The sequence below is a fragment of the Paraburkholderia sp. GW821-FHT02A12 genome, from assembly GCF_059422005.1.
Genome location: NZ_JBWKWA010000002.1, coordinates 1,832,926 through 1,854,510 on the forward strand (window position 1 = coordinate 1,832,926; position 21,585 = coordinate 1,854,510).

Sequence of the window (21,585 nt, forward strand, 5' to 3'; positions counted from 1 at the left end):
TGAGCTTGCCCAGGCCACCGCAAGGTTATCCGGTTTTGGTTCGACGGAGAAGAAAACAGGCGGCGACACCGCAGACGTGACGATGTCTTTGCGCATGTTTCGATCAGCGACAGACACGCTATTCACGCCGCAGTCGCGGCTTTACCAAAGTGAAAGAGAGAACACTAGAAGTCAGTGCATGTAGGGCTTCCGGTGTTGCGCGGCGGGCTGACAGATGTGCTGCGATGGTTTAATCAACCGAGATCTGAAAGGACTCTCCGAGCAGCCCGAGTTGACGCAACTTTGCGCGCAACACATTGCGCGAGATAGACAGCGCTCGCGCGGCGCGCACCTGATTGCCCTTGTGATAGTCGAAGGCTGTCGTGACGATTAATCGCTCGAACGAAAGGTACACATCGGGTGTTTCATGCACGAGCAACTGACGCAATGCATGGCGAATCGATTCATATAGCGCGGCCGGACCGACGCTTTGCAGCGAAGCATTGGATCCGTGTTCAGGCCCGTGCGGTGCGAGGCGAAGGTCAGTCGCTTCAATATCGCCAGTGCGGCTTACGACGAGTGCGTAGTGCACGACATTTTCGAGTTCGCGGATGTTCCCCGGCCAGCCGTACGACGTGAGGAGCAGTTCGGCCTGAGGAGTCACGGTCACATTCGACAGTCCAAGACGGGTCCCATAAACTTCCGCGAAATGCAAGACGAGCGGCATGATGTCACCCGGTCTTTCTCGCAGCGAGGGAAGACGCACCGGGGCGACATTGATGCGGTAATACAGGTCTGCGCGAAAACGACCTGCCTGCACAGCCTTGCTCAAATCCACATTAGTGGCCGCAATTAGCCGGACGTCGACGGGCACCGGGCGTCGAGCACCGATGCGTACCACCTGCCGCTCCTGCAGCACGCGCAGCAGCTTGACCTGAAGTGCAAGCGGCATGTCTCCGATTTCGTCCAGGAACAGAGTACCGCTATTTGCGGTTTCGAACCATCCCGCACGCGCATGACTTGCACCTGTGAACGCTCCACTTTCATGCCCGAAAAGCTCGGCATCGATCAACGTGTCACTGAATGCGCCGCAATTGATGGCGACAAACGGTCCGCTGCGCTTGCTGCACGCATGAATATGCCGCGCGACCAGTTCCTTTCCTGTACCGGTCTCACCCACGATTAGCACCGTGGCATCAGTCGACGCGATTCGCTCAACATCGCCCAGCAAGGCGGCAGAAAGAGGATCGTCAAACACGATCGCCTTCGCGCGGATCGAGAGCGGATGTTCCGTCTCAACGGGAAATTTCAGCAATCTTCGCTCGGTGGATCGATTCGGACTATTCATAATCGTGTGGGAGAGACGGCAGAATCATTGTCAAGCGCTACACCAGATGTGCAAAGTGAAATAATCGGATAACGATATACAGAACTCGGTCATGCTCATTCATTTCTCGAGCTGGTAAGAAGGAGCGCCCGACATCAACAGTTTTGTGTTCCTGTTGTTGCATTCGGAGCATTCACAAGATACCCAACGGTAGGACCAGCCACTACACGCGTGGCTGACTCAAATGGAACGTGAGTTGCTTTATGGGGCGCTCGTCAATTCACGGTCCCATACCCCAGCATGAATTCCTTCACTTTGAGCCGCAACGCCCTTCGCGGTACTGCGCGCGTGTTGCTGGCGCTCGTCCTCGGCTTTTCCGCTCTAACCAGTCAGGCCGCTGATACGCAGACTGCGCCCACCGTTATTCGTTTTGGCGTATCCGACTCCGGACATGGCAATCCGCCTCGCATCGTTGGCGGATGGACGGCCATCGCGCAGGTGCGCCATTACCTCGAGGATGAGTTCCGCAAGGATGGCATCAATGTCCAATGGGTATTTTTCCGCGGGCAAGGGCCGGCAGTGAATGAGGCACTGACAAATAATCAGCTGGATTTCACGACGCTCGGCGACCTGCCCTCGATCATTGGCCGTTCGGTGGGAATTGATACCCGCATCGTACTCATGTCAGGCAGCTATGGAACGGCCTACGTGGCGGTTCGCCCGGAATCGTCCATCCAGACGATCACCGACCTGCGCGGCAAGCGGGTGTCATTCCTCAAAGGCACGGCCTCCCAGCTTTCCGCAAACCGCATCCTGGCTTCATACGGCTTGAGCGAGAGGGATGTACAGGTCGTCAACCTCGATCCCGCTGAGTCGGTGGCGGCATTCCGGTCGGGACAACTCGACGCTGTGTTCGGTGGCCTGGGGCTGCTTACGCTTCGTGATAAGGGCGTCGCCCGCATCATCTACAACTCGAAGAGCACTCCGGACATCGGCAGCCTCGGGCATGTGCTCGTGACCGAACGCTTCGCAAAGCAGTATCCGCAGGTAACACAGCGAGTCGTGAACGCGCTGGTGCGGGCTGCTGCCTGGGCCTCCGATGAGCGCAACCGGGAGCTGGTTTTCGACCTCTGGGCGCAAGCAGGCAGCATAAGTCTTGCTGATTTCCGGGAAGAGTATCAAGGCACGCCGCTAGCCCAGAAGCTTTCTCCGATCGTCGACGCACACGCCGTCGCGCTCGACCAGAAATGTGTCGACGATGCGTACCGTTTCCACCTGATTCGCCGCAGGTTCGCGATGTCCGAATGGGTCGACACGCACTACCAGGACGTTGCGCTCAAGCAGCCGGAAGTCGCTGGTGTGTGGGCGACGCAGCGCCTTGCGACGCGCTGACCGGATCCGGGCACCAACAACACTCAAGCTGCTCCACATGCAACAACGTAGTACGCGCCTGAATGCTGAGTTCCCTTAAACCAGGGGAAAGGCATACATGGCACGAAACTGGCTCTATAGCCAATTGCGTTTGCCCTCAAACCATCTTGATAAATAAGGATTCCAGAATGAGCGATATCATTGCAAAACTGAAGGCACGAGATAAAGCTTCGCGCTCGGCTGCTGTCAAGGCGCAACTCGATTTCCCAGTCATTGACAACGATGTGCATACGGTGGAGTTTGGGCCGTTGCTTGAGGATTACATCGCCCAGTATGGCGGGTCGAAGGTGGTCGACGAATTCCGGACACACCTCGCTCGCGGGCTCAATTACGCAAACAACGCGTGGTACAACTCGACGCCGCAGGAGCGACGGGATCGACGCTTCCACCGCCCGGCATTCTGGATCCTGCCGACCCGCAATTCGTACGACCTCGCCACTGTTTCGCTGCCAAAGCTGCTCGACGAACGTCTTGCCGAGCAGGGCACGGACTACGCGGTGCTGTATCCGAACATAGCGCTGTTTCCGCACAACTCGGGCCGGGAGGATTTGCGTCGGTCACTTGCCCGCGCGATCAATCACTATCACGCTGATATCTATCGTCCGTATCGTCATCGCCTGTCTCCTGTCGCGACCATTCCACTGCATACCCCCGAGGAAGGCATCGAGGAAGCCGAATTCGCGGTCAAGCAACTGGGCTTTAACACGATTGTGATTCCGGGTGCGATCCGTCGCCCCGTGCGCGCGGTAGCCGACAAGTATCCGTTCCGCTTTCACCCGGAAGTCGGCCATCACGCGCATTGGCTCGACTTCTACGGCATCGACAGCGAATACGATTACGACCCGTTCTGGGCGAAGGTCATCGAGCTCGGCGTCAATCCGACCACACACTCTGGCAGCCAGGGCTGGAGCAGTCGCGCCTCCATTAGCAACTACATGAACAACCACATTGGCCACTTCGCCGATGCGAACGAGGCGCTGGCCAAGGCACTTTTCTTCGGCGGTGTCACCCGACGCTTCCCACAACTGCGCCTGGGGCTGCTCGAAGGTGGCTCGGCATGGGCCGCAAACGTCTATAGCCATCTGATCGATCGCTTTGAAAAGCGTAATCGTGACAGCGTACATAACTATGACCCGGACCTGCTCGACGAAGAGGTCCTTCATGCGCTCTACCAGCACTACGGTAGCGAGCTCTTTGACGGCAAGACCTACACGAAGGACGACATCGCGCAGCACGCGCTCGGCATCACGCGCGCGAGCCGCACCCAGCCGCAAAAGCCTGACGAGATTGATGATTTTGCGCTGGCGGGCATCGAGCGCATCGAGGACATTCGTGACCGCTTCGTCCCGCATTTCTACCTCGGTAACGAAGCCGATGACCGTACTGTTGCCGCGGCGTTCAATACGAAAGTGAATCCGCTTGGCGTGAAGCTTAACGCTTACTGGTCGTCCGATTCGGGCCACTGGGACGTGCCTGATCTGACTGAAACCCTCGCGCAGACGTGGGATCTGGTCGAGGAGGGCGTGATCACCCGGGACGACTTCAAGGATCTGGTGTTCAACAACCCGTACCGGTTCTACACCGCGAACAACCCGGACTTCTTCAAGGGTACGGCGGTCGAGGCCAAGCTCGCCAGACACGCGCAGCGCGCTGCGGCCTGACGGCGTAGCACCCACAACAAGGTGCGGGCTTTGACGGCCCGCACCATCGAGAAAGCGGAGTGTCGGGGTAATGGTTTCGCAGCAGAAGAGGGATACAAAGCGGGCGGCGTGGCGGACGACAGTTGTCGCGGGGCTGGTCAGCTATGCGGGCATGGCACAGGCGCAAGGGCCGGGTCAGGGTCCGACTCATGGGCCAAGTAACGCCGAACTGCAGAAAGAGGTACAGGAGCTTCGCGTCATGGTGAAGGAGCTGAAGGCGAGGCTGGACAAAAAGGCAGAAGCACACGTCGACGCGCAGGCGTTGCACGGTGCCGCCGCCCAGGGCGCTTCAGCGTCCGGACCCGTGGCGCTCGATGGTGCTCCAAAAGTTGCGTCGGCCCCCGCTGGTACCGATCAGGGCAGCGGCAATGCGCAGATCGCCAATGGTGGAAATGCTGGAAATACTGGAAATACGCCCGGCACGTCTGCGGACAGCAACACACCCTACGCGACAAAGGACGACGTCGAAGGTCTGCGTGCCTCACTTGAGAACTACAAGTATGACCAGCAGCGTCTGCAACAAACGACACTTGCGAGCACGACACGCAACACGGTCATCGGCGGGACGGTACAGGCGCGATACACCTCGCAGACACCTGGCACAACGAGCGGCACAGGAAGCGGGTCGACCAGCCGGAATTCCAGCTTTGATATTCCGCTAGCCCAGCTGTACCTCACGGGCAGCCTCTACCGCGACTACGCGGAAGGACGCAACCTGACCTACAAGCTGGGTTTTGCATATGCGCCAAACGTCTCTTCCGGCAGCACGATTTCGTCATCGGCGCCGGGTGGCAGCCAGTTCAACGCGCAGGACGTGTATCTGCAGTACAGCTTCCTGCCGACCACGTTTGGGCTTGAGACGCCGATTCTCACGGCGACCTTTGGCCAGCAATTGATTCCGTTCGGTCTTGAAGCACAGACCGATGAAAGCCTGCGTCCCGTTATCAATTCTGCTCAGTTCGTGAGTGGACTGGGCGTGGGCACACGGCAGATTGGCCTGATCGCGCGCGGCGACGCCGGGATTTCAGTCGACTACGCGGCGAACTACCGTGCCGCGCTGGTGCAGTACGCATTCGGCGTTGTCAATGGCAGTGGCCCGAACCAGTCAGACAACAACAACCACAAGGATCTTATCGGGCGGCTGGCGTTCACCCTGCCGGTCGATTACGCCAGCTGGCTGCGTCAGTTGACGTTCGGTACGTCGGTCTACCTTGGTCGCAAGAACCTGGTCAATGGCACCACGTCTTCAGGCGAGGGTGAGAGTAACCGGTACGGCTTCGACATCTACTATAACCACGCACCGTTTGGCATGACGGCCGAGTATGCGAGGGGGCGCGATGGCGCGCCAGGCGCAAACGGCACGACCACCGTGAACAGTTACGGGTGGTACGTGACAGCTTTTTATACCTGGGGTCAGCAGTGGATCAACAGCTACAAGACGCAATCCAAGTATGACGACTGGTGGCCGAAGTCGTATCAGGCGTTTTTCCGTCTCGACAAATGGAACCCGAACACCAGCCTGTCGAACAACCTCACCACCATCGATACCCTTGGTCTGAACATCTTCTTCGCGCAGACCACCAAATTTCAGATCGACCTGCAGCATACCTCTTCGAGCCGCAGTGCGAAGGCTTCGAATGCATTGCTTGCCCAGTTCCAGTATGGCTTTTGAAATCGGTACGACACAAGACGGGAGTCCAGTATGAAACGCCTGATTGCAACTTTTATGAGTGTCGTCCTGGTCGCGACGGGGTTCTCGGCCAACGCGCAGACGGTGGCCAAGCCGACAGTAATTCGCATCGCTTACTCGGGAGCGGGGTCGGGCGGTCGTCCGTCCAGCAGTGGCAATATTCTGGCGACGGCTGCCTACCAGGGCGTGCTCGAGGACGAATTCCGCAAGGACGGTATCAGGATCGAATGGAACTTCTATCCGGGTGCGGGCCCCGCGACGAATGAAGCGGCGGCGAACGGCCTGGTCGATTTCGCCTATCACGGCGACCTTCCCTTGATTGTTGGCCGCTCGACGGGCATCCGTCATCACATCATTCTTGCGCTCGGCCGTTTTGGCAATGTGTACTTTGTGGTCCCGTCCGATTCGAGCGCACAGACGATTGGCGACCTGAAGGGCAAGAAAATTGCGACCTTCAAGGGAACGGCAGGGCAGCTCACGCTCAACCGGGTGCTGGAGAAATACGGCTTCACGGAGAAGGATTTCCGCGTGATCAGCCTGGATTCGGATACGACAAAAACCTCACTCGCCACACGTTCGATCGACGGCACCATCATTTCGCCGTTCGATGTCAATGCGCGTGGCATCTCGCGCACGTTGTTCGAAATTCCGCGAGACCCGAAGGTGAGCAGTGTGGGTACATTCTGGGTGTCGGAAGATTTCGAAAAGAAGTATCCGGATATCGTCCAGCGCGTCGTGAATCGCCTTGTGCAGGTCGCTTACTGGTCCTCGGACGAGCAAAACCGCGCGAAGCAGTTCCAGCTGTGGGCTCAGGATGGCACTTATTCGTACACGGACTGGGTGCAGCAATGGAAAGGATACACGCTGAAGGAGCGCAACTCTCCATTGCTCGACGAGTACTATCGCTCGACGTTGCAACGTGCGATCGACGAGGCCAGGAAATTCAGGCTGGTGCGGGGTGATGTCGACCTGAACGGCTGGATTGAGCCGAAATATCTCGAAACTGCACTGAAACAGCAGCACCTCGAAACCTTCTGGGACCAGGACGACACGAACGGCAATCCCATCAAGAACAATAAGGTCGCCTCGCAATGAACTACGCTGCTCGTGAGATCGGCCAACCCGCAGTCGTGCGATTGCAGGCACGACGCCACCGCCTGTCTGTAGACATCGAGGCCCGACGCCTTGCGTGGCGGTCGGTCTATACATTGACGGGATGCATGCTTCCGGTTCTGCTGCTGGCGCTCTGGCAGCATGCTGTGGACCGTGCCTGGCTGCCGCGTCAGATCTTGCCGCCGCCAATGCTGGTCGTGCATTCATTCATCGATAGCTGGACTTCAGGTGATTTACCGGCAGCGATCGAAATCAGCCTGTCGCGTCTTGCATGGAGCGGACTGATTGGCGGTGGTGGCGGCCTGCTCCTTGGTGTCCTGATGGGGACTTCAAGACGAGTGAGTGCGTACCTCCTGCCGACCTTCGAAGTGGTGTCGCAATTTCCGGTGGTTGGATGGATTCCGATTCTGATCATCTTCCTGGGTATTGACGAGCCGCTCAAGATCGCGGCCATCTCCATTGCAATCGTGACCCCAATCACCATTAACACATTCCGCGGCATCGCCAATGTCCCGAGTGGGCTTCATGAAGTCGGGCGGGTGCTGGGCTTTCGCACGCACCAGAGGATTTTCCGGCTGGAATTACCCGCCGCACGCGCATCGATATTCAACGGGCTTCGTCAGGGCGTCATGCAGGGCTGGCTATCGCTGGTCTTTGTAGAACTGCTGGCTTCCAGCGAGGGACTCGGTTACATGATGGTCTGGGGCCGGCAACTGATGCAACTGGATCTGGTCGTCATCGCGATGATTGTCATCGGCGTCATCGGTGCCGCGCTCGATCTGGCGCTGCGCCGTATCGAAATGCAGTTTGCGCGTAGTACGCGGACCGCCTTCTGAGGTTGCCGACATGAGCATATGGGCAGGTCCCCTTCGACGCGATTGGCGCGGTGCCGTGTTTCCGTTGTCGCTGGTGGCGTTCTGGTCGTTCGTGAGCTGGCGCGGCTGGTTCGACACTCGCCTGATTGTCCCGCCCTGGACGATACCCATCACGGCGTGGCATTTCATCGCCACAGGCCATTTTTTCGCCGGCGTGCTGGCGAGCCTTTATCGCGACATCATTGGATTCGTACTGGGAGGCGCAGCGGGAGTAGTGCTCGGCGTGGTAATGGGCGCGTCGCGCTGGACCGGGCGGTTCATCGGACCGACCTTTCACGTGTTAAGGCAGATCTCGCTGTTTGCCTGGCTGCCTTTGATTTCATCATGGCTGGGAACAGGCGATGGCGCAAAGATTGTTCTCATCGCCCTGTCTGCGTTCTATCCCGCCGCCCTCGGCGCTTTCGAAGGCGTGAGGCAGGTGCCGCATAACTGGCTGGAGCTGGCGCGCGTGTATGAGTTTTCGTTCAGCCAGGTCGCGAGCCGCCTGATTCTGCCCGCCGCGGCACGGCAGATCGCAACAGGTCTGCATCTCGCGCTGATCTACGCGTGGCTGGCCACAGTGGGTGGTGAATTCCTGCTGGGCCGAAACGGCATCGGTGTCGGCGATGCGGTCATGCGAGGCAGGTCGACCGTCGATATTGCGCTGATGATCTTCGGCATGCTCGTAATCGGCCTGATTGGCGCCGTCGGCAATCGGCTTGCCGCACTCGTGGAAAGCCGGGTAATCCACTGGCGCGCCGACGCGCGTTGAGTCACCCCTTCTGGAGACTTAGATGTCAAGCTTGCCTATTGCAGAAAGTGAAGCGGCGGCGTCCACCGCTGTCGCGACGTTGCCCCCGCGGCAGCGTACGTTCGTGAGCGATGCCCTAGTGCGCTTGCTGCTCGCATGGCCGGTCCCGCTTGCACTGTTCGCGTTGTGGACAGCGAGTGCGGACCACGACTGGATTGCCGCGCAGATTCTGCCCGGTCCGGATGTTGTGCTCGCGACCTTGCTCGACCTGCTTCATTCGGGTGATCTTGCGAGTAATCTTTCCATCAGTCTCGTGCGCATCGCGTCCGGTAGCCTCGTCGGAATCGGTGCCGGACTTTCGCTGGGCGCAGTGATGGGGCTTTCTCCCGTATTGCGTGATTATCTCAATCCGACCTTCAGGGCATTCGCGCAGATCCCTTCGCTAGGCTGGATTCCGTTGCTGATGATGGTGCTGGGTATTGGCGAGACGCTCAAGATCGTACTGATTGCCAAGGCCTGCTTCGTCCCTGTGACGGTCAACACGTGCAAAGGCATCGAAAATGTGTCAAGAAAGCTGCTTGAGGTCGCACGCGTTTATCGCATGAATCCCTGGCAGCAGTTTTCGCAGGTCATCTTACCGGCAGCCTTTCCATCGGTCTGGGGTGGCGTGCGCTACGGACTCACGCATGCGTGGCTGGGGCTTGTTGCGGTTGAGCTGCTGGCTTCCTCCGAGGGTCTGGGTTTTCTTATCGTCTACGGACGCCAGCTTTATCAGATGGACGTGGTCATGGCCGCGGTCGTGGTAGTCGGCCTGTTCGGTTTCCTGCTTGACAAGATCCTTGCATTGATCGAAGTGCGTGCGCTTCGGCACTGGCGACACGGGGGTGAGAGGGAATCGGGTGAGAGGCAATCGGGTGCGAGGCAAACGCGATGAGTGTCACGCGAAAGACCCTGCGCGGCGCGGTGCTGCCTCTCGTGCTGCTCGGACTGTGGTCGGCGTCCTGGCACTTCAGATGGGTCGACGAGAAACTGTTCGTGCCGCCGCAGCAGGTGCTCCAGACGGCATGGCACATGATGAGCGACGGCCAATTGTGGATAGATCTGGGCGCGAGCCTTGCGCGGGACGCCGCTGGATTTGCGTTGGGCACGGCTGTGGGACTGATCGTTGGCATCGTACTGGGCGCTTCACGTGTGGCCGAGTCTCTGGTTGGCCCGACTTTCCACACCGTCAAGCAAGTATCTATCTTCGCATGGATACCGCTGATTTCACTATGGTTCGGGCTTGGCGACGCCGCGAAGGTGGCCTTTCTTTCGTTGTCGGCTTTCTTTCCCGTTGTGCTGAATACGATGGAGGGAATTCGCAACGTACCGCTCGATTATCTCGAAGTAGGCAGCCTGTATGGCTTCAGTTTTCGCCAGCGGCTTGTTCAGATCCTGTTGCCTGCGGCGTTGCCGTCGATCTTTACCGGCGTGCATCTCGCGCTTATCTACGCGTGGCTGGGCACCCTGGGCGCCGAATACCTGATGACCTCCGGCAACGGAATCGGCAACCTGCTGACCGAGGGCCGCGAGAATTTCTGGATGGATCGCGTGATTCTGGGCGTCGTACTCGCTGGTGTGGTCGGCTTTGTGATGACCACGCTCGCGACGTTCGTCGAAAAACGTCTGATGCGATGGCGCCCGGCTCATATCGGAGCAGGTTAAACACCGGAGGCTTGATGAAGGCACATGTCGGAACGCTCGAGATACGCAATCTCGGCAAGCAATACATGGTGCACGGAAAGGAGATGCCCGTGCTGGATAACATTTCGCTGTCGATTGCGCCTGGCGAATTCATCAGCATCGTGGGAGCGAGTGGCTGCGGCAAGTCAACGCTTCTTCGACTCATCGTCGGACTCGACAGCGAATATCAGGGTACGCTCCAGCTCGACGGGCAACGCATCGCCGGCACGAGCCGCAAGCGCGGCATCGTTTTTCAGGAACATCGTCTTTTTCCGTGGCTGTCGGTCGAACGGAATGTCGCGTTGGGCCTCATCAATATCGAAGTAGACGCTGCCACGAAACGCGAGCGGATTCGCGAACATCTGGAACTGGTTGGCCTGAACGGTTTCGAGAAGGCCTATCCGTATCAGTTGTCCGGCGGGATGGCGCAACGCGCGGCGATCGCGCGTGCATTGGTTGGCCGGCCGGACATTCTGCTGCTCGATGAGCCGTTCGGCGCCCTCGACGCGCTCACGCGCAGCTATTTGCAGGAGGAGTTGCAGCGCATCTGGAGCGAAGAGGGCATCACGATGATTCTGGTTACGCACGACGTGGAGGAAGCGGCTTTTCTGGGCGACAGGGTAGTGGTCATGGAACCACGTCCTGGACGTATTCGCCGCATCATCGACGTGCCACTGCCTCGTACCCGCGACCGTGGCGATCCCGCGTTTGTTGCGATCAAGGATGAAATCCTCGGTGAGTTCGCCGCGCTGGATCAGGCTGGGCGGCGCAAAGGGCTGGCTAGTGGGTCGGGCCCGAAGGAACCCGTGCATGCGCTGGCGGCCCTATGATGCATTGCGCATCACCAGCATGGTCAACGAGACACGTGGAGGCCAAATGAGTGTGGAGTTTACCTGGTGCTTGCCCCCGCGTCGGGACGACATAACGAGGGCAACGGATGGCATCGGGCAGGCACGACGATGTCCGGTCGACGACGACATTGAGCGCATCGTTACGCTGGTGCGCGTCATCGAATACGCAGGATTTCATGGGGTACTGTTGCCGGGCGGGAACAGGCATGACGATGCATGGCTACTGGCCGCGGCGCTCGCGCGCGATACACGGACATTACGATTGATCGTGACGCTGCAGCCAGGTAATACACAACCCGCGCTCGTCGCGCAGGCCACGCAAACTCTGCAGTCGCTCACACAGAACCGCGTCGATCTGCTGATAGAGACAGGGGCGGCGCGGTCATCGGCGTCTCCTGACAGCGGACAGCTCGAACACAATGTGCGGCTCGCCCGGGCCGATGAGTTCCTGACCGTGCTGGAAGCGATGTGGCGAGGACGGGCGGCCTGGTTTGGCACGCCGGGTGGCGGCTTTCGTCATGATGGCGAGTTTTACCAGCTCGAAGGCGCGGGGCTTGCCAAACCGCTGAAAGTGGTGCCTGCTCTCTGGTTCATTGGTACGTCTGAACCGGCAGAGCGACTCGCCGCTCGTCGTGCCGACATCTATCTGCTCGGGCACGAACCCCGGGACCGGCTTCGCGCACGCATTGCGCGGGTCCAGGAGGCAGCTGCATCGCAAGAACGTACATTGCGCCTGGGTTGCCGGGTCCATCTTATCGCGCGTGAAACGGCGAGGGAGGCGCAATGGCAAGCAGCTCACGCTTGCCGTGGGCGCGGCGGAGCAACGCTGGCGGGATCAGTCGCGGAGATTGCGGAACAGATCGACGCGCTCCATGAGCTTGGAGTCGAAAGTTTTGTTCTCTCAGGTTCCCCGGATGTCGAGGAGGCACTGCGCTTTTCCGAGGAAATCGCGCCCCTGGTCCGACGGCAGCCCGCCAGCGGCAAGCGCGTGGACCAGGCCCTGGCGTGAGCCAGAAATATCAGATCAGATTCCGTCATGATTCTTCCATGAGCATTGATTTCAACTGGTTCTTGCCGACCAACGGTGATGGGCGACATCTCGTGAACGGTGGCGTGCGCACCGTACGGCATGTTGCACGAGGTGCTCGCTCGCTGGACATTGACTATCTGACCAGCGTCGCGCGTAGCGCGGAACATGCGGGCTTCCAGGCTGTCATGCTGCCGGCTGGCTCGATGGCAGAGGACGGCTGGCTGACTGCCGCCGCGCTGGCGCGCGAAACAAGGCGCCTGAAGTATCTCGTGTCGTTCAAGGCCGGACTCGAGCAGCCGACCTTCCTCGCCCAGAAAGTCGCCACGTTGCAGCGCCTGAGCGGTGACCGGTTGATGTTGCAGCCGGTGGCTGGTGGCAGCCGTGTCGAGCAGCGCGCCTATGGCGATTTTCTCGATCACGATGCGCGATATGAGCGCGCCGCTGAATATCTGGAGGTGCTTGCCGCGGCCTGGCGCGGTCCGGGCCTCTTTCATGAGGGCAAGTATTTCTATGTCGACGGTGGCGGCCTGCCTGCGCCGTTGCATACACGTCCGCCTGTCTATTTCGGGGGTGCCTCCGATGCGGCGCAACGGGTTGGCGCAGCTCACGCGGACGTCTTTCTGCTCTGGGGTGAGACGCCGGCGATGGTCCGCGAGCGCCTTGCGCACACTGACGCGCTGGCTGCCGAGTCCGGGCGCACCCTGCGCTACGGGTTGCGCATTCATGTAATCGCCCGCGAAACGGAAGCGCGTGCGTGGGAGGAAGCAGAACGGCTTTTGCGCGAAGTCCCACCCGGACTGGTGGAGCTTGCGCAGGTGCAAATGGCGGCGTCGGAGTCAGTCGGACAGGCTCGCATGCGCGGATTGCATGGCGGTCGTATGGTCGACTCGGTGCGCGAACTGGAGGTGCATCCGAATCTCTGGTCAGGAGTCGGACTGGTACGGGGTGGCGCGGGCACGGCGATCGTCGGATCCTATGCGCAGGTTGCGCAACGCATTGGCGAATACGTCGCGCTGGGCATCAGCTCCTTCTTTTTCTCTGGCTATCCAAACCTCGAGGAAATGTTGCGTGTCGGTGAAGAGGTTGTTCCGCTGGTGCACAGGCACTAGACGGGCCCCCATCGCACCGTTGTAGGGAAGCCCGCTCAAGCACGTTCTCAAGCGGGCTTCGTTGCTTCTGGCTCAGGACGCGAATGCTCGCGCCGGATTCCCGGCGCTGTATCGGCTGACCGGGCGTGCGAGTCCGAGATTCTCGCGCAGCGTTGCGCCTTCGTAGTCTTTCCGGAAAAGGCCACGTCGCTGAAGCTCGGGCACCACCAGATCGACGAAGTCCGTGAGCGAGGCCGGCATCACGGGCGGCATCACGTTGAAACCATCCGCAGCATCGTTCAGGAACCATTCCTCGATGGCATCGGCGATGACCGTCGGTGAGCCGACCACCACACGATGGCCACGGGCTCCGGCCAGTCGCTCGTAGAGCTGCCGCAGGGTCAGTTTTTCGCGCTCGGCGAGTTCCGTCACAAGTGACAGCCGGCTTTTGTTGCCATTGGTGGTTTGCTTGAACCTGGGTGGCGGGCCATCGAGGTCGTACTGTTTCAGATCGACGTCGGGGAAATAGGGCGCCAGGATCTGCAGACCCACTGAAGAGTGAATCAGCCCTTGCAATTGCGCGTACCGGTCTTCTGCTTCGGCTTGCGTACGGCCCACGACCGGCGAGATCCCAGGCATGATCTTGAGTTCGTCGGGGTGTCGCCCATAACGTGCAAGCCGGCCCTTCACGTCGCGATAGAAGTTCTGCGCTTCTTCGAGCGTCTGCCACGCGGTGAAGATGACCTCGGCGGTGCGGGCGGCAAGCTCTCGGCCGTCGTCGGACGCGCCCGCTTGCACGATGACAGGATAGCCTTGTGGCGGCCGCGACACGTTGAGCGGCCCCTTGACGGAAAAATGCTTGCCTTTGTGATTGAGCGTGTGCAGCTTCGCTGGCTCAAAGTAGATGCCGCTCGCCTTGTCGCGCACAAATGCGTCGTCTTCCCAGCTGTCCCACAGTCCCTTGGCAACATCCAGGAATTCCTGCGCGCGCTCATAGCGCAGGGGATGCGCAAGGTGTTCATCGCGGCCGAAATTGCCTGCCACCGATTCGCTGCCCGTGGTCACCACATTCCATCCCGCGCGCCCCTTCGAAATGTGGTCGAGCGATGCGAACTTGCGAGCGAGCAGATACGGATCTTCGTAAGTGGTCGACGCGGTTGCCACGAAGCCGATATGCGAGGTGACAGCCGACAGTGAAGCGAACAGCGTGACCGGCTCGAAAGAGGCGAGACGTCCATAACGGCCGCGCGCGGGGCTATCGGCGTCGCCCTGCTCATGCACGCCTACGCTATCGGCGAGGAAAACCATGTCGAATTTCCCGCGCTCGGCAATGCGTGCGACTTCCTGGTAGTGGTCGATGTTGGTACCCGCGTCGGCCTGGGAGTCAGGATGGCGCCATGCGGCGATATGGTGACCGGTGGCCTGGATGAACGCGCCGAGTTTCAGTTGTCGTGTACTCATGGTGTCTCTTGGATGTGGATGAATCTGGAGGAAGTGATCAAGGAAGAGCTGTACGAGTCATGCAGGCTCACCTAGGAGCCGTTCGATTTCCTCGAGCTCTACTGCACTTAGTTTCCAGCCCGAATTGCCGGCCGCGACGTTGTTCGCGATTTGGGCGGGGGTGCTTGCGCCGGCGATGATGCTACTCACCACCGATTGCGCGGCGAGCCAACCGAACGCCAGTTCAAGCAGCGTATGGCCACGCTCACGGGCGAAGTGGGTAAGCGCTTGTGTGCGCGAGAGGTCGGCGGAGGTGAGGTAGCGGTCGGCGAGACGCGGAGTGTTGGCGAGTCGTGAGTCGGCTGGCGGCGCTTCGCCCTGGCGATACTTTCCTGATAACAGACCGTTGGCGAGCGGGAAATATGGCAGCAGGCCGATCTGGTACGCGCTAAGCGCAGGGATCAGTTCGCGCTCAGCGTCGCGGCGCAGCAGGCTGTATTCGTCCTGACTCGAGACGAACCGCTCAGTGCCGAACTCGCGCGCGAACCACTGCGCTTCCACGACCTGCCATGCCGACAGATTGGACGCGCCGATATAACGAACCTTGCCGCTACGTACGAGATCGTCGAGTGCACGCAACGTCTCGTCGATCGGCGTGTCGGGATCGCGGCGGTGCAGCTGGTACAGGTCAATCCAGTCCGTCTTGAGGCGCAGCAAGCTCGCCTCGACGGCTTCCACAATGTAGCGGCGCGACGCGCCCTGGCGCTTACCACTTTCGTCGAGCGGAGTGCCGAACTTGGTAGCGAGGACGATCTGCTTGCGGCGTGCGCCGAGCACTTCGCCAAGAATCGTCTCAGAGCCGCCACCTTTGCCATAGACGTCGGCCGTGTCGAACAGAGTGATGCCGGACTCAAGCGCCTGCTCGATCACGGCTCGTGATGCATCCAGGTCGAGGCGACCGCCGAAATTGTTGCAACCGAGTCCAACCAGCGAAACCTTGAGGCCCGAACGGCCGAGTGTACGTTGAGTCACGGAGCTTCCCATGTTTTTGAATGAGGTACCTGTCGAACCAGGGCCGGTGTGTCACAAGGCAGGAATCGCGCCAATGTCGCGAATCAATCAACGCGGGCATTCAAATGGGGAATGCAGCTTCTTGAGTGGTGGAAACGGAGCAGAACACAGAGCCCGTTGCTGCAAACGAGGCAGGGCTGCAGCCAGAGCGAAGTCACACAATGTGCGACGAACTGAGTAGCAATGGCTTCAGCGCGTGACGGGCTAATGGCACGGAGCTTGCATTTTGCGCCCGGTTTCCGTCACGCCCCACCTGGTCCGCGCACATAGACATGAGCACTCCGCAGCTTCCCGCTTCATCAATTCCTCTTGACGATTCTCCGCTGCCTCGCGTCGACATGAGGAGCATGCCTCGCGTGCTTCGGCGTCTGGTAAGGCTCGCCGCGCGGTATCCAGCACGCTGCATCGGTGCGGTACTCGCATCGCTTGGCGCGGCGGGCGCGAACCTCATAACACCCCGGCTACTCGGGCAGGTGGTCGACCATGCGCACCACTTGCTGACTGATCACAATGCATCCGTCCTGGCGGCCCGTCATGCGCTTGTGCTTAACGGGTTGCTGGTCATCGCTGCCTGTGCGGCTCGTGGAGCATTGACCGGGCTGCAAGGCTATCTGGGTGAGAACCTCGCGCAACGCGTCGGCTATGACATGCGGTTGCAGTTCTTCAGCAAACTGCAGCGGTTGCCATTCACGTTTCATGACGAGCATCATTCGGGCGACATGATTGCGCGCGGAATGCTCGACATTGAGGGCATCCGCGCATTCCTTGAATCCGGTGCATTACGCGTGATAACACTGCTGATGCTGGTCGGGGTCGGCTCGTGGCGGCTATTTAGCGACGATGCGCAGCTCGCCTGTCTGGCGCTGGCGTTTGTGCCCATCGTGATATGGCGCGCGGCCCGCATGGGGGTGCTGATGCGCCTGAGCTGGCAGCAGTTGCAGAAACTCATGTCGGATCTCACGCTCGCCATGGAAGAGAACCTGCAAGGCGTTCGGGTAGTCCGGGCCTGCGCGTCACAGGTATTCGAGCTCGCGAAATTCGACCGCATCTCCGATCTCGCATTACGCCTGTCGAACCGGCGCATTACGATTCGCATGAGTTCGATGGCGACGATGAACTTCGCGTATTACATCTCAATGGGACTGACGCTCTGGAGCGGCGGCCTTCGCGTGCACGCGGGCACCCTGTCGGTCGGTACGCTGACTGAGTTCCTCACCTTCATCGCAATTCTGCAACAGCCGCTGCGCCAGGTCGGGATGATCGTCAATTCGAGCGCGCGCGCGAGTTCATCCGGAATTCGCCTGTTTCAGATCCTCGAGGCGCCCGAGTCACCACAGAAGGCGGATCCGGCATTTGACCTCGCTCCTGGACCCGCCACGCTGCGCTTCGAGTCAGTCGGTTTCAGCTTCGGTGGGCGCGAAGTGCTGCGCGACATCAGCTTTGAGGTGTCGCCGGGAAAAATGCTCGGCATTGTCGGTGCGCCTGGCAGCGGAAAATCGACGCTTGCGCACCTGATCCCACGCTTCTACGACGCGACATCAGGCCGTATCAGCGTCGATGGCGTCGACATCCGCCAGCTCTCGACTCCCTCGCTTAGGCGTGGCGCTGCGCTCGTGCAACAGGAAACCTTTCTTTTTGATGCGACCGCGCAGGCCAACATCGCTTACGCGGATCCGAGTGCCGACATGGGGCGCATCATGAGCGCGGCACAACGTGCACAGATCCATCCGCAGATCGAAAGCATGGCGCAGGGCTATGCGTCGCCCGTCGGAGAGCGTGGCGTCGCGCTATCAGGTGGACAGCGTCAGCGCATATCGATTGCGCGCGCGTTGCTTGGCGCACCGTCGATTCTCGTGCTGGATGATGCGACCTCGGCTGTCGATGCTCTGACTGAGCGCGAACTCATTTCGTCTATACGTGAGGCCGGTCGGAAGATTGCCACAATCGTGATCGCGAACCGGCTTGCGGCCCTCACGCATGCGGATGAAATCATGGTTCTCGATGCGGGACGTATCGTCGAGCGTGGCACGCACGCGAGCCTGCTCCAGGCGGGTGGGCACTACGCGCGCCTATGGACGCTTCAGCACGGCCGCCAGCAAGAGGCCGCTTATAGCAAGGACAATACGACGGGGGTGCGTGCATGAGCACGGGACACTCACAGTTTGCCGATAGGTCTGTCGGCTTGAACGATCGTCAGGACGTAGCCTTCAGCCACTTCGACGGCCGGGTCGTGCAGCGACTGATGCAGTTTATGCGACCATACCGCCTGATGTTGTTTGCCACGCTTGCCTGCGTCGCGTTATACACCGCCGTGCAGGTGAGCATTCCTATTGCAGTCCGCTATGCGGTCGACGGCGCCGTCGGAAGCGCGGAAGTGTCATTCAATACCGTGCTGGTGGTCTTTGCGGCCCTGGCGGTGAGCAATACCGCGCTCAACTTTTTCCAGGAATGGACCGCGGCGCGCCTTGCACAGTGCGTTATCTTCGATCTGCGCCGCGCGATGTTTGCTCATCTGCAGCGCGTCTCACTGTCCCTGCTGGACCAGACGCACGTGGGGCGGCTGATGTCGCGCCTGCAAGGCGACATCAACGCACTCCAGGAATTCATGGAAACCTCCGTCTCGTCGATCGGCGATTTCTTCCTGCTGGTCGGCATCGTGCTGGTGCTGCTGGCGATGGACTGGCGGCTTGGGCTGCTTACGCTGCTCGTACTGCCGGTGCTCGTGGCCATCCGGGCCATATGGATTCCGTGGGCGCGAAAGGCCTTCATGCGCGCGCGCGTGGCATCCTCGAACGTGAACGCGGCCCTGGCCGAAAACATCAACGGGATTCGTACGGTCCAGGAGAATTGCCGGGAATCGGTCAACCTTGAGCATTTTACGGTGCGCGCGCGAGAGAATCTGGATGCGCAGATTGGCTCGTCGCGTGCATCACAACTGATGGTGCCGCTTGTCGACATCCTGACCGGTCTGTCGATGGCTATTGTAGTGGTCGCGGGTGGTACGGCCGTACTGGGCGGGCGGCTGCCACTCGGGGTCCTGGTCGCCTTCATTTTCTACGTGCAGCGCTTTTTTGATCCGATCCGCACGCTGTCGATGCAATATACGGTCATGCAGCGCGCAATGGCAGCAGGTCACCGCATCTTTGAGGTGCTCGATGTGCCCGTGACACTCCGGGAACGCGATGATGCCGATGTCCTACCCGCTGGCAAGGCGCCGTCGATCGAACTGCGCAACGTGACCTTCGGCTATCGTCAAGAGGCGCCCGTGCTTCGAAGCATCAACCTGAGCATCGAGGCCGGTACCACGGTTGCACTGGTCGGTCCGACCGGCTCCGGCAAAACGAGCGTCACGGCGCTGGTGGCGCGCTTTTACGACGTCTGGGATGGCGCGGTGTACATCGACGGATTCGATGTGCGCAACCTGACGTTCGGCTCGCTTGGCAGCACCATCGGTATGGTGCTTCAGGAGCCGTTCCTGTTCACCGGAACGATCGCGGAAAACATCGGTTATGGTCTGCCCGGAGCATCGCGGGAGGATGTCATAGCAGCAGCGAAAGCTGTGCATGCGCACGAGTTCATCACGCGGATGCCGCACGGCTACGACACGATGCTTGGCCAGCGCGGCCGCAATCTTTCCGCGGGTCAGAGGCAGTTGCTGAGTTTCGCCCGTACGTTGCTGGCCGATCCGCGCATCCTGATTCTCGATGAAGCGACCGCAAACATTGACAGTTTCACCGAGCTCGAGATCCAGCGGGCGCTTGGGGTGATGAAGCGCGGCCGGACGATGATCGTGATTGCCCACCGCCTCGCGACGGTCCGAGACGCCGACAAAATCGTTGTTTTGCAACGCGGAGAAATTTCAGAGCAAGGAACGCATGAGGATTTGTTGCAGCGAGGCGGGCTCTACGCACGCTTGCACAATAGCAGCGGGACGTCGTTTTATGACATCGTAAATGAGCCGCGCCCGGATTCGTACAAACCGGCGCTCAGAGTCTCTCCAAGGGACGGTCAGCTTCATTCGTGATCCACGCAGCGAAGGCTGACATCGCTGAACTCGTTTCGAGCGAATGAGGCGTCACGAGATGAGACCGAAGTGGGCGTTCACGGCGTGAACCCTGCTCGCGGGAGGGCAGTAGTACCGAGGGCCTGTGCGTTGCCGGGCAGAATCTCAAGAAAGAGCATGGTCGGGGCTAAAATCGCATGCGGTCCGAAGACCGCTCATCGATGCAAACAACGGCAATCCGCCCGTCGGTGCCAGCGGGACGGCGACCGGTTCCTGTTCCGAATGGCCCTTCATTAACGGGATGCTAAAAACCGCGCAACGTTTGATCCTGATGCCTGACAAATGCGCTAAATCAATCAAGGAAGCGGTTTTGCAGCGGCAAAGCACTCGATATTGAGGTATCACGCCAGTCGTAAGCAAATAAGCTTGTCTCGTGAGGAAGTGCTGTGGGCGATCCGATGCGAGCGCTAACGACACAGTATTGGGGTGTTGAAACCTCCTGTACGAAACGGAGACGAAAATGGACATGGAGAAGATGGCGCGCGATTGTGGAATGCAGGTCGTGCTTGATGGGCGGATCGGCCGGGAGGAATACAAGAGCGTGTACGGGTCCCTGCAGACTTTGCAGCGCTTGGCGGACAGCATCCGGGAGTTCGTGACCAGAGAGACTTCTGCGGAAACTCCGGTTGTTTCGTCAAAGTAGGAATCGCTATTGACGAAGTCCTACGGGCTTGCGCGAAGGGACGCTCGTCGTTTGGCGAAAGACAAGCACGGGCGTCCGGTTCAAAAACCGATCGAGGTCGTGGACATGGAGAGACCCACGACCAAGTGATTCGTACCTTTAACGATACTACTCGTATGCAGTATTTCGGATCGCGATTTGCAGCGCGCCTTTCGGGAACTTGATTTCCTGTCTGAAATTAGGCCGGAGGTGGTTTTCTACGCGCCCCGGCTTCGTCGCGCTTTTCAGGCCCAAACGCGTTTTCGGGTTGGGGCGGATATTTACGATATGTCCCATTATCGTAGCTGCTGCGTTTCGAGGCGTCTGAGAAGATAGTCGCGTCTATCAATTGCGGTTTTACGCTGTTTCATGATCACGGCCTTTGTGCGCTCGCTGATTAACGATCGCTCACGCCGATTAACGATCGCTCAGATTGCGCCAGCGCACCCATCACGTGGAATATGAATGTGCCGCAAGAGAACATGGTACTGATTGTCTCAGTTGGCGACTGAAACTGGGCACCCTGTGCATTGAACCGCTCGACAAGCTTGCCACGCGAACCGCCTAGGCCGTCGAGGCGCCAGACGACCGAGGTGTCTCCTTCTGTCGCCTGTTGCAATGCGGCGTCGAGCCCCGCACGTGCGGATTCCGCACCGGGTACGCCGTGGTCATGGAACACAGCATCGCATCCGGCCGCACTTACTGCCGAAATCTGGAGGTCAAGATCCTGCTCATCCGTTGACACGCGTGCATATCCGATTTTCATGGATTTAATACGGGAGAGGCGGTGTGACGCGACCGCCCGTGTAAGCAT

General features: G+C 59.7%; 18 protein-coding genes. 14 read left to right on the forward strand and 4 right to left on the reverse strand.

Annotated elements, in window-relative coordinates:
- Nucleotides 1-229: 229 nt before the first annotated feature.
- A complete protein-coding gene (locus AC07WT_RS29660; protein WP_494949703.1) occupies nucleotides 230-1,294 on the reverse strand; it encodes a sigma-54 interaction domain-containing protein in 1,065 nt (354 codons plus the stop codon).
- A 312-nt stretch (nucleotides 1,295-1,606) separates the two neighbouring features.
- On the opposite strand from AC07WT_RS29660, the gene AC07WT_RS29665 reads away from it, so the two are divergent.
- The 11 genes from AC07WT_RS29665 (at nucleotide 1,607) to AC07WT_RS29715 (ending at nucleotide 13,557) form a co-directional block, all read left to right on the forward strand.
- Nucleotides 1,607-2,698: an ABC transporter substrate-binding protein gene (locus AC07WT_RS29665; RefSeq protein ID WP_494949704.1), complete on the forward strand. Its 1,092-nt coding sequence runs from the start codon at nucleotides 1,607-1,609 to the stop codon at nucleotides 2,696-2,698.
- A 167-nt stretch (nucleotides 2,699-2,865) separates the two neighbouring features.
- On the forward strand, nucleotides 2,866-4,398 hold the full coding sequence (locus tag AC07WT_RS29670) for an amidohydrolase family protein (RefSeq protein WP_494949705.1): 1,533 nt from the start codon (nucleotides 2,866-2,868) through the stop codon (nucleotides 4,396-4,398).
- A gap of 70 nt (nucleotides 4,399-4,468) precedes the next feature.
- The gene (locus AC07WT_RS29675) at nucleotides 4,469-6,109 is read left to right on the forward strand and encodes a putative porin (RefSeq protein ID WP_494949706.1); all 1,641 of its coding nucleotides are present in this window, start codon (nucleotides 4,469-4,471) and stop codon (nucleotides 6,107-6,109) included.
- Between the two features lie 30 nt (nucleotides 6,110-6,139).
- Nucleotides 6,140-7,222, forward strand: a complete 1,083-nt coding sequence (locus tag AC07WT_RS29680) for an ABC transporter substrate-binding protein (protein ID WP_494949707.1) — start codon at nucleotides 6,140-6,142, stop codon at nucleotides 7,220-7,222.
- Nucleotides 7,219-8,076 carry an ABC transporter permease gene (locus AC07WT_RS29685; protein ID WP_494949708.1) on the forward strand — a complete coding sequence of 286 codons (858 nt, stop codon included), beginning with the start codon at nucleotides 7,219-7,221 and terminating at the stop codon, nucleotides 8,074-8,076. The genes AC07WT_RS29680 and AC07WT_RS29685 overlap by 4 nt, the downstream gene beginning before the upstream one ends.
- Before the next feature lie 10 nt (nucleotides 8,077-8,086).
- Complete coding sequence (locus tag AC07WT_RS29690) at nucleotides 8,087-8,866, forward strand: ABC transporter permease (protein WP_494949709.1); 780 nt, start codon at nucleotides 8,087-8,089, stop codon at nucleotides 8,864-8,866.
- 22 nt (nucleotides 8,867-8,888) lie between these two features.
- Complete coding sequence (locus AC07WT_RS29695; RefSeq protein ID WP_494949710.1) at nucleotides 8,889-9,779, forward strand: ABC transporter permease; 891 nt, start codon at nucleotides 8,889-8,891, stop codon at nucleotides 9,777-9,779.
- Nucleotides 9,776-10,549 carry an ABC transporter permease gene (locus tag AC07WT_RS29700; RefSeq protein ID WP_494949711.1) on the forward strand — a complete coding sequence of 258 codons (774 nt, stop codon included), beginning with the start codon at nucleotides 9,776-9,778 and terminating at the stop codon, nucleotides 10,547-10,549. Before AC07WT_RS29695 ends, AC07WT_RS29700 begins: the two co-directional genes overlap by 4 nt.
- 14 nt (nucleotides 10,550-10,563) lie before the next feature.
- On the forward strand, nucleotides 10,564-11,397 hold the full coding sequence (locus AC07WT_RS29705) for an ABC transporter ATP-binding protein (protein ID WP_494949712.1): 834 nt from the start codon (nucleotides 10,564-10,566) through the stop codon (nucleotides 11,395-11,397).
- Nucleotides 11,378-12,427 (forward strand): LLM class flavin-dependent oxidoreductase, encoded by a 1,050-nt coding sequence (locus AC07WT_RS29710; RefSeq protein WP_494949713.1) that lies wholly within the window; start codon nucleotides 11,378-11,380, stop codon nucleotides 12,425-12,427. Before AC07WT_RS29705 ends, AC07WT_RS29710 begins: the two co-directional genes overlap by 20 nt.
- 38 nt (nucleotides 12,428-12,465) lie before the next feature.
- Nucleotides 12,466-13,557 carry an LLM class flavin-dependent oxidoreductase gene (locus tag AC07WT_RS29715; RefSeq protein ID WP_494949714.1) on the forward strand — a complete coding sequence of 364 codons (1,092 nt, stop codon included), beginning with the start codon at nucleotides 12,466-12,468 and terminating at the stop codon, nucleotides 13,555-13,557.
- A gap of 72 nt (nucleotides 13,558-13,629) precedes the next feature.
- Here AC07WT_RS29715 and AC07WT_RS29720 read toward each other — a convergent pair whose 3' ends face one another.
- Both AC07WT_RS29720 and AC07WT_RS29725 read right to left on the reverse strand, forming a co-directional pair.
- Nucleotides 13,630-14,997 (reverse strand): LLM class flavin-dependent oxidoreductase, encoded by a 1,368-nt coding sequence (locus AC07WT_RS29720; RefSeq protein ID WP_494949715.1) that lies wholly within the window; start codon nucleotides 14,995-14,997, stop codon nucleotides 13,630-13,632.
- Nucleotides 14,998-15,054: 57 nt separating this feature from the next.
- Nucleotides 15,055-16,008 (reverse strand): aldo/keto reductase, encoded by a 954-nt coding sequence (locus AC07WT_RS29725; RefSeq protein WP_494949716.1) that lies wholly within the window; start codon nucleotides 16,006-16,008, stop codon nucleotides 15,055-15,057.
- Between the two features lie 386 nt (nucleotides 16,009-16,394).
- Between AC07WT_RS29725 and AC07WT_RS29730 the strand changes: the two genes are divergently transcribed.
- From AC07WT_RS29730 to AC07WT_RS29740, 3 genes are all read left to right on the forward strand, one after another.
- A complete protein-coding gene (locus AC07WT_RS29730; protein WP_494949717.1) occupies nucleotides 16,395-18,191 on the forward strand; it encodes an ABC transporter ATP-binding protein in 1,797 nt (598 codons plus the stop codon).
- A 38-nt stretch (nucleotides 18,192-18,229) separates the two neighbouring features.
- Nucleotides 18,230-20,071 (forward strand): ABC transporter ATP-binding protein, encoded by a 1,842-nt coding sequence (locus AC07WT_RS29735; RefSeq protein ID WP_494949718.1) that lies wholly within the window; start codon nucleotides 18,230-18,232, stop codon nucleotides 20,069-20,071.
- Between the two features lie 499 nt (nucleotides 20,072-20,570).
- Nucleotides 20,571-20,753 (forward strand): hypothetical protein, encoded by a 183-nt coding sequence (locus AC07WT_RS29740; protein ID WP_494949719.1) that lies wholly within the window; start codon nucleotides 20,571-20,573, stop codon nucleotides 20,751-20,753.
- Nucleotides 20,754-21,168: 415 nt separating this feature from the next.
- Here the strand turns inward: AC07WT_RS29740 and AC07WT_RS29745 are convergent, their stop codons facing one another.
- Nucleotides 21,169-21,537, reverse strand: a complete 369-nt coding sequence (locus tag AC07WT_RS29745; RefSeq protein WP_494949720.1) for a recombinase family protein — start codon at nucleotides 21,535-21,537, stop codon at nucleotides 21,169-21,171.
- Between the last annotated feature and the right edge of the window lie 48 nt (nucleotides 21,538-21,585).

Bases quoted from the DNA above. Each gene is read 5' to 3' on its own strand.
- AC07WT_RS29665 (WP_494949704.1), top strand. From the start codon at position 1,607: ATGAATTCCTTCACTTTGAGCCGCAACGCCCTTCGCGGTACTGCGCGC.
- AC07WT_RS29670 (WP_494949705.1), top strand. From the start codon at position 2,866: ATGAGCGATATCATTGCAAAACTGAAGGCACGAGATAAAGCTTCGCGC.
- AC07WT_RS29675 (WP_494949706.1), top strand. From the start codon at position 4,469: ATGGTTTCGCAGCAGAAGAGGGATACAAAGCGGGCGGCGTGGCGGACG.
- AC07WT_RS29680 (WP_494949707.1), top strand. From the start codon at position 6,140: ATGAAACGCCTGATTGCAACTTTTATGAGTGTCGTCCTGGTCGCGACG.
- AC07WT_RS29685 (WP_494949708.1), top strand. From the start codon at position 7,219: ATGAACTACGCTGCTCGTGAGATCGGCCAACCCGCAGTCGTGCGATTG.
- AC07WT_RS29690 (WP_494949709.1), top strand. From the start codon at position 8,087: ATGAGCATATGGGCAGGTCCCCTTCGACGCGATTGGCGCGGTGCCGTG.
- AC07WT_RS29695 (WP_494949710.1), top strand. From the start codon at position 8,889: ATGTCAAGCTTGCCTATTGCAGAAAGTGAAGCGGCGGCGTCCACCGCT.
- AC07WT_RS29700 (WP_494949711.1), top strand. From the start codon at position 9,776: ATGAGTGTCACGCGAAAGACCCTGCGCGGCGCGGTGCTGCCTCTCGTG.
- AC07WT_RS29705 (WP_494949712.1), top strand. From the start codon at position 10,564: ATGAAGGCACATGTCGGAACGCTCGAGATACGCAATCTCGGCAAGCAA.
- AC07WT_RS29710 (WP_494949713.1), top strand. From the start codon at position 11,378: ATGCGCTGGCGGCCCTATGATGCATTGCGCATCACCAGCATGGTCAAC.
- AC07WT_RS29715 (WP_494949714.1), top strand. From the start codon at position 12,466: ATGAGCATTGATTTCAACTGGTTCTTGCCGACCAACGGTGATGGGCGA.
- AC07WT_RS29720 (WP_494949715.1), bottom strand. From the start codon at position 14,997: ATGAGTACACGACAACTGAAACTCGGCGCGTTCATCCAGGCCACCGGT.
- AC07WT_RS29730 (WP_494949717.1), top strand. From the start codon at position 16,395: ATGCCTCGCGTGCTTCGGCGTCTGGTAAGGCTCGCCGCGCGGTATCCA.
- AC07WT_RS29740 (WP_494949719.1), top strand. From the start codon at position 20,571: ATGGACATGGAGAAGATGGCGCGCGATTGTGGAATGCAGGTCGTGCTT.
- AC07WT_RS29745 (WP_494949720.1), bottom strand. From the start codon at position 21,537: ATGAAAATCGGATATGCACGCGTGTCAACGGATGAGCAGGATCTTGAC.